Source organism: Martinezella calliandrae (assembly GCF_030272695.1).
In the GTDB taxonomy this organism is placed as follows: domain Bacteria; phylum Pseudomonadota; class Alphaproteobacteria; order Rhizobiales; family Rhizobiaceae; genus Rhizobium; species Rhizobium calliandrae.
In genome coordinates this window covers 1-16,782 of sequence record NZ_JARFYN010000088.1, presented here as the reverse complement: position 1 = coordinate 16,782, position 16,782 = coordinate 1, and the positions used below count along the sequence as shown (strand labels likewise).

Here is a 16,782-nt window from a genome sequence, read left to right as displayed (position 1 = left end):
GTTTTATCTTCGCATGGTCACTCTGGCGGCGCATGCATCAAGCGTCTGCAATGATCGCTCACTATAAATCAAGAGATCAAACGCAACTGTAGTACTAGAGCGGTTCAGCGTTTCACGGAATCGCTTTCCCGCTCTAGCCCTTTGTTTTTACGCAATTCCGGACGGAAAACCGTTTCGCACTTATCCTGGAATTGCTCTAGTCACCGGCTCCTGAAATGGCTCGATCAAATTCGGCGATACCGTGCCAGCCAAGGCCGAGTGCCTCGATTCAAGTAGCAATTTGGTGGTGGGCATCGGCCTACCACTGTTCGCAAGAGCGCTCCCCAGCCGCGTCGGTGCCGCGGCCCCGGCGCTGTGTTTCCGCACCAAAAGCCAGAACCGACGCAACCCGGCGCTGACATGGTGCACCAAATATCAGTAATGCGCACCATTTTCCGATTGCGATACACCGTTTGTTGTTATATATGCATCATAGTGGCGTAACCGTGCAACGCGCCGAGGATTTTTCATGGACCATTTTACTATCATCCAAGCCCTCTGCCGCGCCGCGATGGCGGATGCCTCTCCAGCTCTGCGCAAGCAGATCGAGCGCCTGCGTGACGCATTAGCCAAAGATGGCGAACAGCAGCAGTCGGCTGCCTTGGCCAGCATTCTTACGACTGCCGACCGGAGCAAGGAACTTGCCCCGCGCCGCATCGAACGGTCCAAGACGCAGATTTTTGGTGAACCTCTGACCCGCAACACGCCGGTGCCTGTCGATCGTGAAACGTCGGCCCCGCTTGCTGACATTATCTTTCCGGCTGACATCCAGTCAGCGGCTCCCTTGTTCAACGAGACCGTCAGTCAGGCCATCGGCACAATCATTGATGAATGGGCAAATTTCGATGCGCTCGCCGAAATCGACATTCGGCCATCGAAGACCTGTCTCATCTACGGTGTTCCCGGCACGGGCAAAACTCGTCTGGCACTCTGGATCGCCCAGCAGCTTGATCTGCCCGTAGTGCTTGTGAAGCTTGACGGCCTCGTGTCATCGTTTCTCGGCACGACGGCGCGAAACATCGGCAACCTGTTCACGTTCGCGAACCGCCATCGTTGCGTTTTGCTGCTGGATGAGTTCGACGCCATCGCGAAAGTTCGAGATGATCCGCAGGAGGTCGGCGAGATCAAGCGGGTGGTGAACGCGCTCCTGCAGAATCTCGATATTCGCCGCGATGTGGGCTTTACGATCGGCATCACCAATCATCCCAAGCTACTGGATTCGGCTGTCTGGCGGCGCTTCGAGGTCCAGCTCGAAATCCCCAAGCCCGACTTCGAGATCCGTAAGGCTATTGCCGCGCATTTCATGCGCCCTGTGAAGGCGCCAGACAGCCATTTGCGTCTGATTTCGTGGTTCACCGAGGGCTCCACCGGGGCTGAGATCGAGTCGCTCGTGCGGACATACAAAAAGGCGACGACTGTACGGGATGAGGACAGGCGCGGGCTTTTGGACACGCTGCGACAGTTCGCGACCCTGAACGCGGCGCGGGTTCAAAGCGAACGGCGGGCGTTGCTGTTCGATGATGCAGGCAATCTGTTCCGCGCGATGCGCGATGACCCGATCCTTGGCTTCTCCATGGCTGATATTGGCGAAATCGCCGGCAAGGACAAATCAACAGTCAGCCGGCAGCTTGGCCGCGTAGCCAAGATGGGCGAAGGTGAGGTTTCCAATGGCTAGCCCGATCCAGATCATCCTCAACCCCGAGAATTATGAGGAAGCCCGCGACGCTGGCGGCGGAGGCGGACACAAGGACTTCTTCGCGCATCGCGATGCCGAATTCGCCAAGCACAAGGCGGCCCTCATGAACCAGATCGACACGATCTCGGGGGTTCTGAGTGCCCAAGCTCAGGGTGATGTCGGCTTTGTGAAAGTCATCCTGCGCCGGGAGGCATGGGCCAAGAGCCATCGCCCGGTCGCGAGTCTATTCCGCAACGATCGCACGCCGGTCGTGGGCGGGGGTGATCTGGGTGTCATGATCGTTGCCGCGCGCCCCGGCGCCCTGCAGCAAGTCTCATCGGAGATCGATAAAGCCGAGACTCATACGGAGATGCGTTTCAACGAGAACAAGCAGAAGGACGAACCTCATCCCACTGCTCGCAAGAGCGAGACGGGTGCGATTGACCGGATCGAACTTTATGGCCCCTCAGACCGCCGTAGCTTCTCCGTGGAGGAGGCCGTTGCATGGCTCTCCAAGCCAGCGACCGGCGGCAGCTATCAAGTCGAATTATTCGAGGCCCTGCCGCCCCGTTCCGAATGGGATCGTCTCGATGCGGGCCAACGCCGGCTCGTCGAAAGCTTCATCGCAGGTTTCAGCCAGCTCAATGGCGGCGTGACGGTCGAACGGCTGTCTGATCACCGCGACAAGCATCCTCTCCTTTCCGTCCGCCTTGACCAATCGAGCGATCACCCGGTCCTGCAATTGACCGGTTCCACGGTCAGTGAACGCGGCCGCGAGTTGGCGCCATTCAGCGCTGACACTGGGCGCCACGCCCGCCTGCTTGGCTTTCTTGATAGTCATCCGTTGGTCCGGCGCATCGAATTGCCAGGCATCGTTGTCCGTGCAAGTCAGTCGGTCAATCCTATCGCCCGCACGCGACCGACCGACCTTGCTCTTCCGGTTCGCGACAGTCGTCGAACACACCCTCGGATGGGGATCATTGACGGTGGCATCAGCGATGCGCTGTCCGAGTGGGTTATCGATCGCTGGGACATTCTCGCTGACGAAGATGCTGACCTTGCGCATGGCACGTTCATTAGTGGTTTGGCGGCAGTGGGCGGCGCCTTGAATGGCGTGGAGATCTGTCCCGAACCCGATGGCGCAGAGTTGGTCGACGTCGCCGTGTTCCCGAACGAACGAAAGGCAGGAGCCTTCGCGTCCTACTACCCCGAAGGTCTTCCCCAGTTCTTCGACGAAATGGAGACGGCAGTATCCGATGCTCGCGCCCGGCATGGGGTCCGGGTGTTCAACATGAGCCTCAACATTTTGCAGCCGGCCGCCCCTGATCGCTACAGCCCACACGCTGCGCGCCTCGATCATATCGCTGAGAGCAACAATGCGATCATGTTCATTTCGGCGGGCAATATTCAGCCACAGGATCTGCGGGCTGAATGGCCCGCCGATGCGACCGCAGCCCTCGCCAATCTTGCAACTGCTCGCAACGATAGCCTGTTGACCCCTGCAGAGAGCGCTCGCAACGTCGCCGTCGCGGCGCTCAACCCGCCGGGACACAGCGGCTGCGTGGCTTTTGCACCGACTCGCTTCAGCAGGCGTGGTCCCGGTTTGCGTGCGGGTGTGAAACCCGATCTTGCACATATCGGTGGCGCTGGCTCGTTACATCCCGAACTCGGGCATGGCCTCTTTTCCCTCCTGCCCGACGGAACCGTCGTGGATGGCTGCGGCACCAGCTATGCTGCGCCGCTCGCCGCGAAAAGGGCCGCCGTTCTTGATCATGCCATCGAAGGCGAGGTCTCACGCGAAACGCTGATCGCCCTGATGGTCCATCACGCCGAAATGCCGGTGCCTTTGCAACCGAAGGAGCTCGCGCCGATCGCGCGTCATATGGTGGGCTTTGGTCTCCCGCCTTCGGCGGATCGGATCCTTGAGACCGGCGATCATAGTATCACCCTTGTTTTCGCATCGCGGATTCAACGCGATCAGCAGATCAACTTCCGTTTCCCTTGGCCCACCTCGCTGGTCGGGCCGGGCGGGAAATGCCGAGGTCGGGCGAAGATCACCTTGGTCTCCACCCCGCCTCTCGATGCGCGGTTTGGCTCGGAGTTTGTTCGCGTGAACATCAATGCCACCTTGCAGCAGGAAAAGCCAAAGGGTGGATGGAAAGGGCAACTAGAGCCCCTCTATCTTCCGTCAAAACGCGAAGCACAGGTCATCGAGGCCGAGCGCATCGAATATGATCTGAAGTGGAGCCCGGTTAAAGTGTTGGCCAAGACCTTCCCGAAGGGTGTTGGCGCTTCCTCCAACTGGCGGCTGTTCGTGGACTATCTGACCCGTGCCGGAGAGGTCATGCCGGAGGAAGGCGTGCCGTTCACGGCTATCGTCACGATCAGTGATCCGGATGCTGAACAGCCTGTGTTCAACGATATGCGTCAGAGCCTTCAGGCGCTTGGCACGCAGATCGCGGATATCCGAACCGCGGCCCGCATTACACCAAGGGTTTGATAGGGGGCAGACATGGCGAAATCAGTGTCTCTCGAAACCGGCCGCACCTTTGCGACCATCACCTCCGCGAAGCAACATTTCGCGCCGATGCTCGAGTCGCCGGTGAAGTACGCGTAACACATTGAATCGGCGGTCTTATCCAAAGTTTTGAAGTATAGGTTTTTGCAAGTTTGTGAGGTTCTCTTTCGGAGAAACTTGCAAATTGCGCCGCGGGAAAAAACGTGATTCTCTCTGTTGGACGGTGTTTTGATGGAGCGTTGGAATGCTTCCGAAGGAGCGGCGAGACAGCGGGCAGAATGATCTTTTCCGGGCACGGCTCGATCAGATCGTCGATATGAAACATGCCCTGGCGCGGCTTGGTCGGGCGATCGATTGGCGGTTTTTGGAAGAGCGCTGCGGGGCGGTCTACACAGATGCACCCGGCCATCCGCCGCTGCCAACCCGGTTGATGGCCGGGCTTGCCATTCTCAAATCGATGCACGACCTATCCGACGAGGCCTTGTGCGAGCGGTGGGTGGAAAATCCCTATTACCAACTGTTCTGCGGCGAGGAGTTCTTCCGTCATGACTTGCCGTTCGACCGTTCGTCGATGACGCGCTGGCGGCAAAGGATGGGCGAGGAGAAACTGAACGCCCTGCTTCAGGAAAGCCTTGCCTCGGCGGTTCGCACAGGCGCGGCCAAGCCCGTAGACTTCACCGCGGCGATCGTCGATACCACCGTGCAGCCAAAGGCCGCTGCCCATCCGACCGATGCCCGGCTGATGCATCGCTCTCGCGAGCGGCTGGTGCGGTTGGCCAACACGCTTGGGATCGAACTTCGCCAATCCTATGCACGGGTCGGTAAGATCGCCCTCATCAAACACCAGAGATACGCGCACGCCAAGCAGTTCAAGCGGGCAGGTAAAGCGCTGAGAACGCTGAAGACCTATCTCGGCCGTGTCATTCGCGACATGGTGCGCAAGGCAAAGGACGACGCAGAACTTGAGGCGGCGGTTGCCCACGAACTGATGCTGGCCAGACGGGTCCATGCTGGAAACCGCAATCTCAATCGCGTCAAGGGTCTGCCCAAGGATGCCGACCTTCGCGTCTTCAGTCTGCACGCTCCGGAGGTCGAATGCATCGGCAAGGGCAAGGCCCACAAGCCTTACGAATTCGGCGTCAAGGTCTCCGTCGCCACAACGCTCAACCGATCGAAAGGCGGCCAGTTCGTCACTCACATTCAGGCGCTGCCCGGCAAACCCTATGACGGCCACACGCTCGAAACCGTCATACCGGCCATCGAGGCCCAGGTCGGAGCAACGCTTTCCCGCATCATCGCCGATGCCGGTTACAAGGGCCACAACGCTCCGCAAACCCACCGCTTCAAGGTTTATACCGCAGGCCAGAAACGCGGGATGACCGAACACATCAAACGCCAGATGCGCAGACGTTCCGCCGTCGAACCCGTCATTGGACATTTAAAAGAAGACCACCGCATGGGCCGCAATCATCTCGCTGGAATCACCGGCGACGCCGTCAACGCCATCCTCGCAGCCGTGGGCTACAACTTCCGCCGCATCCTCGCATGGATCAGGTTTTGCGTGGCCATCATCCGTGCAGTCCTGGCCCTATCCAAAGCGCAAAATCCAATATTCAAACCATCAAACCCGATGCCGGCAATCGTCTAATCGTCGTTCTTCACGGACGACGCTCGACCGCAACGACCTTAAGCAGCCATTCTCGGGCGGTGATCTGGCGGATATAGCGGCACTCTACCGCGATTATTGCGCCAAGACCAATTGGCCGCTTCCCTCGTCCCCAACATCCTTCTACCCGACCTACGAGCGCGATGAAGGCTACACCACACGCTGCTTTGGCGTGACGTTCGCCAATGGCTCAATAGGGCGATTTTCCCTGGATAAGGCGCTCAGGGCAATCGCGGTCTGAGACCGTTCCATCCCTAGCAAGCTGGTGCTAGCCATCTGCCGGTAAACCTCTTGCGCAACGTATTCGGCGAGGGCCCAGACCTACCGGAATGCTGTCGCCGTGTGGAGTGGCATTGGGGAAGTCCGTGACGGCGACGCTTCGACCTGTTCAGTTTCGAAGAGATCGACTTGAACAAAGACCCAGGGGAGCTGGCCACCGACACTCGTTCGTAACTGCGAAGTGTCGGCCCTGCCTCGCCAGCCACAGCACGTCGGCGCCGGGAGGCTTGATGATTGATACGTTTGACCGCACATCGGTCGATCACGAAGCAAATGCTGCAGTTGCTGAAATGATGAAGAGCCGAGCGGAACACACCAGATGAACATCTCGGACGCAATATGCCTCGACATCAATCGTCTGCCGAAAGAGGATCTGCAATTTCGCAAGTTTGCCGAACTAAAGCCTGAGCCGCGGGTAACACCAAACCGCCGCTCGGATGACTGACGCCCAGCGCACGCCAAAAAAAGCGAGCGTTAAACCAGGCGCTGTTTCTCCTCCATTCGCCTTCGAAGGAACTCCTCTATCTGAAGCGCTAACGCCGCCGGCTCTTGGCCAACCGTTTTGAGATGAAGTTCCGGATCCTCAGGCGCCTCATAGGGAGACGAGACGCCGGTGAAGTTGGCAATCTTGCCGGCAAAGGCCTTTTTATAGAGTCCCTTCGGATCGCGCCGCGCACATTCCTCCAAAGGCGTGTCGACAAAGATCTCGATGAACTCGCCTTCCTCCAAAAGCTCGCGCGCCATACGTCGCTCCTCACGGAAGGGCGAAATGAAGGAACAAATTACGATCAGCCCAGCGTCGGCCATCAACCTGGCGACCTCGGCGACGCGGCGTATATTCTCGACCCGATCAGCCGCGGTAAAGCCAAGATCGCGATTGAGACCGTGGCGTATGTTATCTCCGTCCAGGAGATAGGTATGCTTGCCGCATGTATGCAGGAGCGCCTCGAGCGCGTTGGCGATCGTCGATTTGCCCGAGCCCGACAGACCGGTGAACCAAAGAACAGCGGACTTTTGGTTCTTAAGCGCGGTGCGAGCGGCCTTGTCGACGTCGAGCGCTTGCCAATGAACGTTGTCGGCACGATGAAGCGGGAAATCAATCATGCCGGCTCCGACGGTCGCGCTGCTTACCCGATCGACGATGATGAAATTGCCCGTTGACCTATTTTCCTCGTAGGCGTCAAACACGATCGGTCGTTGCGTCATGATGTTGCAGACGCCCACCTCGTTCATCTGAAGCGATTTAGCTGGTTCGCGAACGAAGCTATCGACATTCAGTTGGTGCTTGAGCGCAGTCACCGTGGCGCCGACGCTGTCCGTTTCCGTTCGCAAGAGATAGCTTCGTCCGGGGAGCATCGGATTGGCATCGAACCAAATGAGATGCGCCTGGAATTGGTCGGCGACAAAAGGTCTTGAGGCGGGGTCAACCAGCATGTCGCCCCTGGAGACATCTAACTCGTCGGCAAGAACCAAGGTTACCGGTTCCCCTTCTGCGGCAGATATCTGGTTGCCGTCGGGTGCAATGATCGCCCTGACCGAGGAGCGCCGCCCTGATTTAGAGACGACCACCGGATCGCCGACGGCAATTTTTCCGGATGCGATCCGGCCCGCATAGCCGCGAAAATCCGGATTGGGCCGCATGACGAGCTGAACAGGAAAACGTGAGGCTCTTTGCTTATCAGCTGGGTCGAGTTCAACAGTTTCCAGATATTCAAGAAGGGCCGGGCCTTGATACCAGGGTAATTGCCCGGATTTCAGCACAACATTGTCTCCGAAGCGGGCGGACATCGGAATGGCCGTTATGCTGGCAAAACCCAGCTTCGCCGAGAAGCTTACATATTCGGCCACGATGGCATCAAATACCGGCTCGCTGAAATCCACGAGATCGATCTTGTTCACCGCCAGCACGACATGGCGTATGCCGAGAAGCGAGGCGAGATAGGAGTGCCTGCGCGTTTGCTGGAGTATGCCTTGGCGGCTGTCGACGAGGATGATGGCAAGATCGGCCGTCGATGCGCCCGTTACCATATTGCGCGTATATTCGTGGTGACCGGGTGTATCGGCAACGATGAACTTGCGCTTCAACGTGGAGAAATAGCGATATGCGACATCAATGGTGATGCCCTGCTCGCGCTCTGCCTCAAGGCCGTCGAGCAGCAGGGAGAAATCGATTTCCTCGCCATTGCCGCCGCGGATACCGATGCGGCGAAGGTCTGCCAATTGGTCTTCGAAGACCAAATCCGCATCGCAAAGCAATCGACCGATCAAGGTCGATTTGCCGTCGTCGACCGAGCCGCAGGTGATGAATCGAAGAACCGGTGTTTTGTCCTCTTGGACCAGATGCTCTTCCATGTCATGCGCTGATATCGAAAATGGATATGACATCAGAAGTACCCTTCGCGCTTCTTCTTCTCCATTGCGCCGGCCTCGTCGAGATCGATCAGCCGGCTCTGTCTCTCGGAGGTGCGCGCCTCCACGATCTCGCGCAAAATTTCTGGAACCGTCGCCGCACTGGATTCGATCGCGCCCGTCAAAGGGTAGCAGCCGAGCGTGCGGAAACGGATCATGCGTTGCGTGACGGTTTCGTCGGGGTCAAGCGGCATGCGCTCATCGTCGACCATGATCGTCGTCGTACCGCGGCGCACGACGGGCCGCGGCGCTGCGAAATAGAGTGGCACGACGGCAATATTTTCCTTTTGGATGTACCGCCAGACGTCGAGCTCGGTCCAGTTCGAAAGCGGAAAGACGCGCATCGTTTCGCCTGCGCTGACACGCGTGTTGTAGGTTCTCCACATCTCCGGACGCTGGCGTTTCGGATCCCAGGCGTGCTGGGCGTTGCGAATGGAAAAGATCCGTTCTTTCGCTCGCGATTTCTCCTCGTCGCGGCGGGCGCCTGCGAGCGCAGCATCGAAACGGTATTTGTCCAACGCCTGGCGCAGCGCCATGGTCTTCATCACGTGCGTGTGCACGTTGGAGCCGTCTCGAAAGGGATTGATACCCTGATCGATGCCATCCTGATTGACGTGGACAATCAATCTCAGGTCTAGTTCCCGCATCGTACGGTCGCGGAAGGCGATCATCTCCCGAAACTTCCACAGGGTGTCCACATGAAGAAAGGGAAAGGGCGGTTTTCCCGGGAAGAATGCCTTCATTGCAAGATGTAATAAAACGGAAGAGTCCTTTCCGATGGAATAGAGCACAACCGGATTTGAAAAGGTCGCAGCGACTTCCCGAATGATATGGATGGCTTCGGATTCGAGGTATCGCAGATTGTCGAATGACATCTTATTTATCCTTGCGGAGCCGATGCGTCGTCAAGCTCGAAGAACTTCGCGTAAGGCCCACCTGCAAAGTGCCGCCGTAGCTCTTCAAAATTCTGCAGCGAGCGAGTGATCGACCGTGTTTCCTGCCGTTGAATGGTGGCACGATTGGAAGGCTGATGCGCGGGAGCTCCCAGGAAGGCCAAAACGGTTGCCAGGCATGCGCTCGGTTTGAGAAGAAGATCCTCGTATTCGATCACCAGCAGTTTGCTCGGATCGAACGCACCTTTGACCCGCGCGTGGAAATCGTCGGCAGCTTTGAAATAGGCTTCGCATGCGTTAACTGACAGCCAGACACTTGGGGGCTCATTACTGTCCGGGCTAAATTTCAGCCACTGACCCGTTTGCCTTGCCTGCATGAGCGATCGCAGGGATTCCAATGTATTGCGAGTAAGCAGAATGACCTTCAGGCCTTGCCAACGCGCCAATTCGTCGAAAAAGCCCGGACGGTCATAAAATTGAGGCTCGTTGATTTTACAACCGACGCGCGTCACCTTCTTTTCGCTCGGCGGATAGCGCAGATAGGCAAGCTCGAGAAGCTCGCGATCGCTGTGCCGCAGACGATCCTTATCGGGCCAATTTTCATCATAGCTGTTGAGCAACTCTCCGTTGCTCAACACATTAGGATGGTCGTTCAGCAACGCTTCGAGATAGTGCGTCCCAGTTCGCGGCATTGCGAGGATTACAAATGGCTCGGGCGACGATACGGAATGGATCATTGCGCATGTTTCCAACTGATATTGATCACAAAGGCGGGCGGCGCCTGCACAAGAACTCCGCGGTCGCGCTGGCGAGCGTAAGGGCTCTCCGGCTGCTTCTTTGTGGCAGTTCCCCAAAATCGGACCGAGGGCCAGAGGTCGCGCGATCGGGCCGAAAAACCGATGAAGCTCATCATGTTGCTGGAGATCCGTAACGCTGGTAAATTGACTGGATTCCATCCAGAATTTCGCGTGATAAAGTGACTTCGGCAGCGGCGAAGTTGTGCGTCAGTTGCATTAGGGAAGCCGAGCGCGCTTACCTTCAGGCCGCTGCGGCCGAGTTCGCGATACTGCATTTCATATCTCCTTTTCGTAAGCGGTCATGGCTTCAGGGCATGAGGCGCCGTCGCAACAGTGTTGCGGAAAGAAAGAACGGCAAGGCCGCGTAGAGGCAAAGCGCACCAACGTGCAGGCCGACATTGACCGGAGGCCGGCCAAGCATTGCCGGGCGAATGAGGTCGATCGCATGCGCGAGCGGCAGGAAGTGCCCCATTTCCTGAAATCCGCCGGGCAGCTGTGTGGCCGGAAACACCGCGCCGCACAGAAACAACATGGGTGTGAGGACGAGCGTCTGGTAGAAAATGAAATAGTCGTAACTGGGTGCAAGTGCCATGACGACCATCGCCAGGCTCGCAAATGCAAATCCGGTCAGCGCGATGACCGGCAGTACATAGAGGACCGAAGGCCATGCCGCATAGCCAAGAATAGTGGCAACGACCAAGATCCCGGTGCCGGCCAGAAAAGCCTTGGTCGCGGCCCATGCCAATTCGCCAAGGACGAGATCGCCAAGGGTGAGTTGTGTGTAAAGGATTGCTTCCCAGCGGTGCGTCTGCATGCGAGCGAAAGCCGCATAAATCGTTTCGAAGGTGGCGGAGGTCATGGCACTTGCCGCAACCATGCCGCCGGTCAGAAATGCGATATATGGAGCGCCGTCAACGCGGCCGACCATTATTCCCAGGCCGAACCCGAGACCGAACAGGTAGATCATCGGATCGGCGAGATTGCCGAGTATCGACGCAAGCGCGACCTTCTTCCATGCCAGATAGTTGCGGCGCCACACCGCGATCCAGTTCCAAGCGTTAGCCGGCAGCGTTGTCGAGCAACCTTCACCCATCGTTCATTTCTCCATCTCGCGTCCGGTCAGCCGCAAAAAAACGTCCTCCAGATTCGGTGGTCTCTGCAAAAGACGCAGTCCCGTTCGCCCGCGCATTTGCGCCAGCACCGGCTCCGGATCGGACGCATAACAAAAGAGCGTCTCGCCGCTCACCTCCAACCGTTGCGCATATGGCCGGATCAGAGAATGCAGTTCTTGCGGGTTGCCGCCGTATATCTCGATCACCTGGCAGCCGATCTGCTCCTCGACAAGCGCGTGCGGGTGGCCTTCGGCGATGATGCGTCCCCTCTCGACGACGCACAGGCGGTCGCACAGCCGCTCGGCCTCTTCCATGAAGTGGGTGGTCAAGATAATCGTCTTACCGAGCGCCAGAAGCGCCCGAAGACGCTCCCAGATCAGGTGGCGCGCATGCGGATCGAGACCCGTGGTCGGCTCGTCCATGACCAGCAGCTGCGGATCGTTGATCAGCGCACGTGCTAGCGTCAGGCGCCGCTTCATGCCGCCGGACAGCTCGGAAACGCGTGCATGCGCCTTGCTCTCGAGGCGCGCGAACTCGAGTAGCGACGGAATGACCTTTTCGACCTCGTATGTGCGCATGCCGAAATAGCGTCCGAACACCAAAAGATTTTCGCGCACGGTGAACTCGGCGTCGAGATTGTCGAACTGGGGGACGACGCCGATTAGCCTGCGTGCCATGCGCGCGCGCGCCGGCACCGGCACACCAAGCACGGTGATCTTGCCGGCGTCAGGGAGAGTCATGCCGAGAAGCATTCGCGCAATTGTGCTTTTTCCAGCGCCGTTCGGCCCCAGCAGGCCAAAGCATTCTCCGGCTGCGACGGAAAACGACAGCCCGTCGACAACGGTTTTGTCGCCGTATGACTTCCTGACGCCGTCAAGCTCGATTGCTACCGCGGACATGCGCTCATCTTCGTATTGTGTGCACTACCTTCTGGCGGCAGTCCGGTTACCTGCTCCTTGGTAAATAGCAGACCGTCGCACCATACATGTTCGATGCGCCCCCATTGGCAGGCCGCGGCGGCATCCGGGAAGAAGCCACAGCCGTGGAGATTTGCACTCGTGTTGCAAAGCAACGGAATGCCTGTGAGTTTTTCATACTCGATGAGGAGCTCGGTAACCTCATGTCGAGAGCTTCTGGAAATGGTCTGCAAACGCGCAGATCCGTCGAGATGCATGACGGCGGGAATTTTGGCCTGCCACTCCGGGCGTGTCTGGTGGTCGAACAACATGTAAGGATCGGGCGTGCCGGGACTGAATATATCCGGCGCCCGGTCCTCCAGGCATATCGGCGCCACCGGCCGGAAGTGTTCGCGAAGTTTGACTTCGTTGAGATAGTCTTTCATTTCCGGTGAAGTCGCGGCTGCGAGAATACTTCTGCCTCCCAATGCTCGCGGTCCGAGCTCAGCGCGCCCGGCAAGAAAGACGACGGGCTTGTTGCCGGCGAGAATCGTGGCGAGTTCTGACATGGTGCACGGCGCGGCTTTCCATCCGGGCGGCACATCGCCATTTTTCAGAGCCGGGCCACTATAGACCGACCACTCGAGCGGCACGAAGCCTTCGTCAGCCGCCATGGCGCAGCAAGCGGCACCGATTGCAGAACCGCTATCATTCGGAAAAGGCGGGACCCAGACGGCGTCGAACAGACCAGTTCCACGCAGTGCACTGTTCCATTTGATGTTGAGACCGCAACCGCCGGCTACGCACAAATTTCGCAGCCCGGGGAAAGAATGGCGCTGCAAGCAAAGAGCCAATTCGCCGACCAGGAGAAGCTCAAGGAAAGAATGGAATGATGCAAGCACATTTTCGGGTGCTTTGTCCTCTAATCGGAGCACGCTGGCATCGAAGAAATCATGCACGGCGACAAGCGATGCCTCGGCGTCGTTGATGTTTGCGCGGTAACGGCGGGCAATTTCGGTATCGCCGGAAAAGTGCTTCTCGTAGAGATCCTCAAACACTTCAACGATGTCTTCATCAATTGACCCAAGCGCGATATAGGCCATCAGCTTGCCGGCGACACCTAGATCCCAGCCCGCGCGGCTCGCCCGCTTGTAAGGTCCGAAGTAGTGACCCGCGGCCGCGTAGGCTTGCCCTATCATTGGGAACAAGGATTCGAGGAACCGGGCTCCCTGAGCATCGACGTAGTAAAGACGCGGGAAGATGCAGCCATCCCACACCAAACAGAATGAAGGTTCTCCGGCCTTGGCAAACGGGCTGGTGCAATATGCGGAGGCGACATGGCCGCTCACATGTGGATAGCTCCGATAAGAAAAAACGTGATCATCGAGGATAAGACCGGAGCCATCGAGCGAATCGAGAACACCCTCGGCATGGCGTTCAACATAAGGCGCTCCCTTGAGGGTAAGGGGAACCGCACCACTGAGGACCTGGAACTGCGACTCGACCTCTCCGTCCCAGCCGTCGATGACGAAGTGATCGATATCCCGCAAATTCAGGCCGTGTTCGGCCAAAGCGGTGACGATTGCCTCCAGATTGCCGATGGTTTGATATCGCTGATTATTGTCACGCTTCTCCTGCTCAATGCAGAAGACGAGTCGTCCATCCTCGATAAGGGCGATCGCCCCGTCATGGGTCAGTTTGATACCACAGATGCGCATAGTGTCTCCATGTCTAACGTCGACCATTCGATTGATCAGGAAGAGGAAACCGGATTGAGGAAACGCGCGAGCACGCAGTCTTCGTTGTCCGAGTGACCCCGGAACTCAAGACGTTCCACCTCCACCAGCTTTTCGTTCAGCATGGCGATGACCGTCTCGGCGCCAGCAACATGACCCCAGCGCCGGCAGTTTGCGTCGCGTGCCGAGCCGAAAACCAGATGGCCGCCTGGCGCAAGCATCCGAAGCAGGTTGCCGATCGCCATGCGCATCTCGGCAATGCCCCCGATGTAATAAAGAACTTCCGCGACGACGATCAGATCGAACAGCTCTTCGGAGGAATACTGTTGTACGTCCGCGACGATCCAGCTGACGTGCGCGGGCTTATTCATCCGTTGACGAGTTCGAGCAATTGCTCGTGGCACGACGTCGATAACGGTAAGCCGCTGGCAGTGAGGCGCTAGTTTCTCGGTGAAGGCGCCGGCCGCGCAGCCGACTTCGAGCGCGCTTGTGATGGCACCTTGGGCAAGCGATAGCCGAAGCATTTGCGCATGACGCTCGCGTTCGAACGGATTACCGTCGAGGCGCCATGGATCGACTGTCGCCAGTTCCCGATTCAACAATTGATAATTCTCTTGAAGTTTCAAATCCGTGCACCCTGGTAAAGCAACCATTACTTGTCGCTGGCAATGCTGTCATATGCGACCAATCTTGATGCATCGCGCGCAAGATTGTATCGGCGAAACGGAGCCTCGTTTTCCGCCGATTCATTCATGTTTGGCTCAGCGAGCGGATCTTGGATGGGGCTCTGTTTTCCAGCTTTATCCGGTGCCTTGGCAGCAGAGCCTCGCGACAACCAGTCGCTATTGCTCAGCGTACACAGCGCATAGGCTTTCAAGGGCAGCAGGAGAAAGATGTTGATGAAGGTATGCAGGGAAAAGCCTACAAATCGAAATTGGCGAGCACGGACCGCTGCAACGCTGCAGCGGATCATGGTCATCGATGCAATCATCAGGCATGTCCACCAAGGCACGGTCCCAGTCATCGCGAACTGTGCCAGGCCTGTCAGCACCGACAGAGCGAGCAAGAGGGGGCCGAGATTCTGACCAATCACGTCCAAGGTGAGAAAACGATCAAGACCAGGCAGAAGGTTCAACGCAAGCAACGTGTCGCGGAAAGTGCTGCGTGCCCAGCGAAGTTGTTGACGCAGATACGGGCGCAGTCGGTCTGGAACAACTGTCGCCGCGATGGCAGTCGGAACGTACTCGGTTCGAAATCCGGCTTTCAGCATGAGGATCGTGAGATGGCGGTCCTCGCCAAAATCGCTTCGCTTTCCCCGAAACATTTGCGTTTCGTACTGGTCAAGCAGCAAGGTGAGCGCAGTGCGGCGGTACATGGCGCATGGGCCGCAGCAACACATAACAGCACCGAAACGAGCCTGTGCCGCCCGCTCCTCATTGCAGGCCAGCCAGTATTCCATATCGATCAAGCGGGTCAACCAAGTGTCGCGCCGGTTGCTGGCAGCCAACTGGCCCATAGCCGCGCCGATTGCTGGATCACGCATCTTAACTGCAAGTTTCATGACGACGTCTGAAGCAAGTGTCGTGTCAGAGTCGACGTTGAGCACCAAATCGCCAGAGGAGCGGCGTATCGCCGCTATTTGCGCCTTGCGTTTTCCAGCATTCTCGTGGAGCAGAATGAATGTGAATCTTGGATCACGTGCAAACGCTGCGTGTACGGGTGTGACGGCATCGCGATTGCTGGAACCATCATCAATAACATAGACACGCAGTTCTCCGGCGTATTCTTGGTCGGCGATCGAAGCCAAGCAATCCCAAAGCGTGGCCGGATCCTCGTTGAAGCAGGGGATGATGACATCCACGCTCGGCAAGGGAGCGGAACCGATCGGCTCTGCTGAGGTCGATGAATCGTTGGTCGGCCGAGCATAAACGACCTGCATGCTCCTATAGGCAGTCGAGAGCAGCGCATAAAGCGAGATGGCGGCAGTGCTGGTTGTGTCGAGCAGATTCATGGATATCGCTTTCAGTGATGTTGAGGAAGCGAGCGGATTGCAAATCCGCGGTCGCGCACGACTGGAATGATACGAGAGAGCGCCATGATGGTCTGATAGCGCAGACTGCTGTCGCCGCTCGGTTTCGCCTCGCTAGGAGGACATCCGTCGTGCAAGAGAACGATTGCTCCGGGACGGATAGAGGCGAGCACTGTATCGACGATGGCGTCGACGCCAGGACAAGACCAGTCTCGCGGGTCTACCGACCAGTGGACGGCCGCAAGCCCCGCGCTGGCGGACGCAGAAAGAACCTCTTGCGTCCAGCTCCCGTATGGCGCGCGCATATACTGGAGCGATGCCAGCGGGCATGCGATCTTGATGGCCCTGTTCGCTTCAAGTAATTCGTGTTGTATTTCGACGGGTCCGCATTTGGTAAGGTCGGGATGAGTCATCGTGTGATTGGCGACCTTGTGCCCTTCGGCGATCATTCGTTGGATGAGTTTCGGCTGTTCGGCCGCGTAAGTTCCGATAACGAAGAACGTCGCCGGCACCCGGTATTGCGCCAGCACATCCAGAACCTCCGGCGTGCAGAAGGGATGAGGTCCGTCGTCGAACGTCAGATAGACGCTGGGCTGGCCGGTGCCGTCAGCGCACGGATCGTGCACTTCGTACAAGCAATCGAGGTGCGTCATAACTCCGGTCCGTTCCGGTCGATTGTCGTACCAGCTGGCCAATCGGAGATTGGCCGTCCAACAGGCAGAATAATGACAAG

Annotated in this window: 12 protein-coding genes and 2 pseudogenes; 3 read left to right on the top strand and 11 right to left on the bottom strand. The window is 58.0% G+C overall.

Annotated elements, in window-relative coordinates:
• Positions 1-508: 508 nt before the first annotated feature.
• The 3 genes from PY650_RS34230 (at position 509) to PY650_RS34220 (ending at position 5,880) form a co-directional block, all read left to right on the top strand.
• On the top strand, positions 509-1,714 hold the full coding sequence (locus PY650_RS34230; protein WP_285884447.1) for an AAA family ATPase: 1,206 nt from the start codon (positions 509-511) through the stop codon (positions 1,712-1,714).
• A complete protein-coding gene (locus PY650_RS34225) occupies positions 1,707-4,214 on the top strand; it encodes a S8 family peptidase (protein ID WP_285884445.1) in 2,508 nt (835 codons plus the stop codon). Before PY650_RS34230 ends, PY650_RS34225 begins: the two co-directional genes overlap by 8 nt.
• A gap of 262 nt (positions 4,215-4,476) precedes the next feature.
• A complete protein-coding gene (locus PY650_RS34220) occupies positions 4,477-5,880 on the top strand; it encodes an IS5 family transposase (protein ID WP_285884443.1) in 1,404 nt (467 codons plus the stop codon).
• Positions 5,881-6,651: 771 nt separating this feature from the next.
• Here the strand turns inward: PY650_RS34220 and nodQ are convergent.
• The 11 genes and pseudogenes from nodQ to PY650_RS34165 form a co-directional block, all read right to left on the bottom strand.
• Complete coding sequence (gene nodQ / locus PY650_RS34215; RefSeq protein WP_285884441.1) at positions 6,652-8,562, bottom strand: bifunctional sulfate adenylyltransferase/adenylyl-sulfate kinase NodQ; 1,911 nt, start codon at positions 8,560-8,562, stop codon at positions 6,652-6,654.
• Positions 8,562-9,461, bottom strand: coding sequence for a sulfate adenylyltransferase subunit CysD (gene cysD / locus PY650_RS34210; RefSeq protein ID WP_285884439.1), 900 nt, complete (start codon positions 9,459-9,461; stop codon positions 8,562-8,564). Before cysD ends, nodQ begins: the two co-directional genes overlap by 1 nt.
• A 5-nt stretch (positions 9,462-9,466) precedes the next feature.
• Positions 9,467-10,216, bottom strand: coding sequence for a sulfotransferase domain-containing protein (locus tag PY650_RS34205; RefSeq protein WP_285884437.1), 750 nt, complete (start codon positions 10,214-10,216; stop codon positions 9,467-9,469).
• Complete coding sequence (locus PY650_RS34200) at positions 10,213-10,551, bottom strand: hypothetical protein (RefSeq protein WP_285884436.1); 339 nt, start codon at positions 10,549-10,551, stop codon at positions 10,213-10,215. The genes PY650_RS34205 and PY650_RS34200 overlap by 4 nt, the downstream gene beginning before the upstream one ends.
• 32 nt (positions 10,552-10,583) lie before the next feature.
• Complete coding sequence (locus PY650_RS34195; RefSeq protein WP_285871825.1) at positions 10,584-11,369, bottom strand: ABC transporter permease; 786 nt, start codon at positions 11,367-11,369, stop codon at positions 10,584-10,586.
• A 3-nt stretch (positions 11,370-11,372) separates the two neighbouring features.
• Positions 11,373-12,287 carry a nodulation factor ABC transporter ATP-binding protein NodI gene (gene nodI / locus PY650_RS34190; protein ID WP_285884434.1) on the bottom strand — a complete coding sequence of 305 codons (915 nt, stop codon included), beginning with the start codon at positions 12,285-12,287 and terminating at the stop codon, positions 11,373-11,375.
• A complete protein-coding gene (gene nodU / locus PY650_RS34185; RefSeq protein ID WP_285884433.1) occupies positions 12,275-14,002 on the bottom strand; it encodes a nodulation protein NodU in 1,728 nt (575 codons plus the stop codon). Before nodU ends, nodI begins: the two co-directional genes overlap by 13 nt.
• A 35-nt stretch (positions 14,003-14,037) precedes the next feature.
• Positions 14,038-14,770: pseudogene (nodS, locus tag PY650_RS34180) on the bottom strand (nodulation methyltransferase NodS).
• Positions 14,673-16,031 (bottom strand): chitooligosaccharide synthase NodC, encoded by a 1,359-nt coding sequence (nodC, locus tag PY650_RS34175; RefSeq protein ID WP_285884431.1) that lies wholly within the window; start codon positions 16,029-16,031, stop codon positions 14,673-14,675. The pseudogene nodS and the gene nodC overlap by 98 nt, the downstream one beginning before the upstream one ends.
• Before the next feature lie 11 nt (positions 16,032-16,042).
• Positions 16,043-16,702: a chitooligosaccharide deacetylase NodB gene (gene nodB, locus PY650_RS34170; protein WP_285884449.1), complete on the bottom strand. Its 660-nt coding sequence runs from the start codon at positions 16,700-16,702 to the stop codon at positions 16,043-16,045.
• A pseudogene (locus tag PY650_RS34165) lies at positions 16,699-16,782 on the bottom strand (acyltransferase); the annotation flags it as partial. The gene nodB and the pseudogene PY650_RS34165, both read right to left, overlap by 4 nt.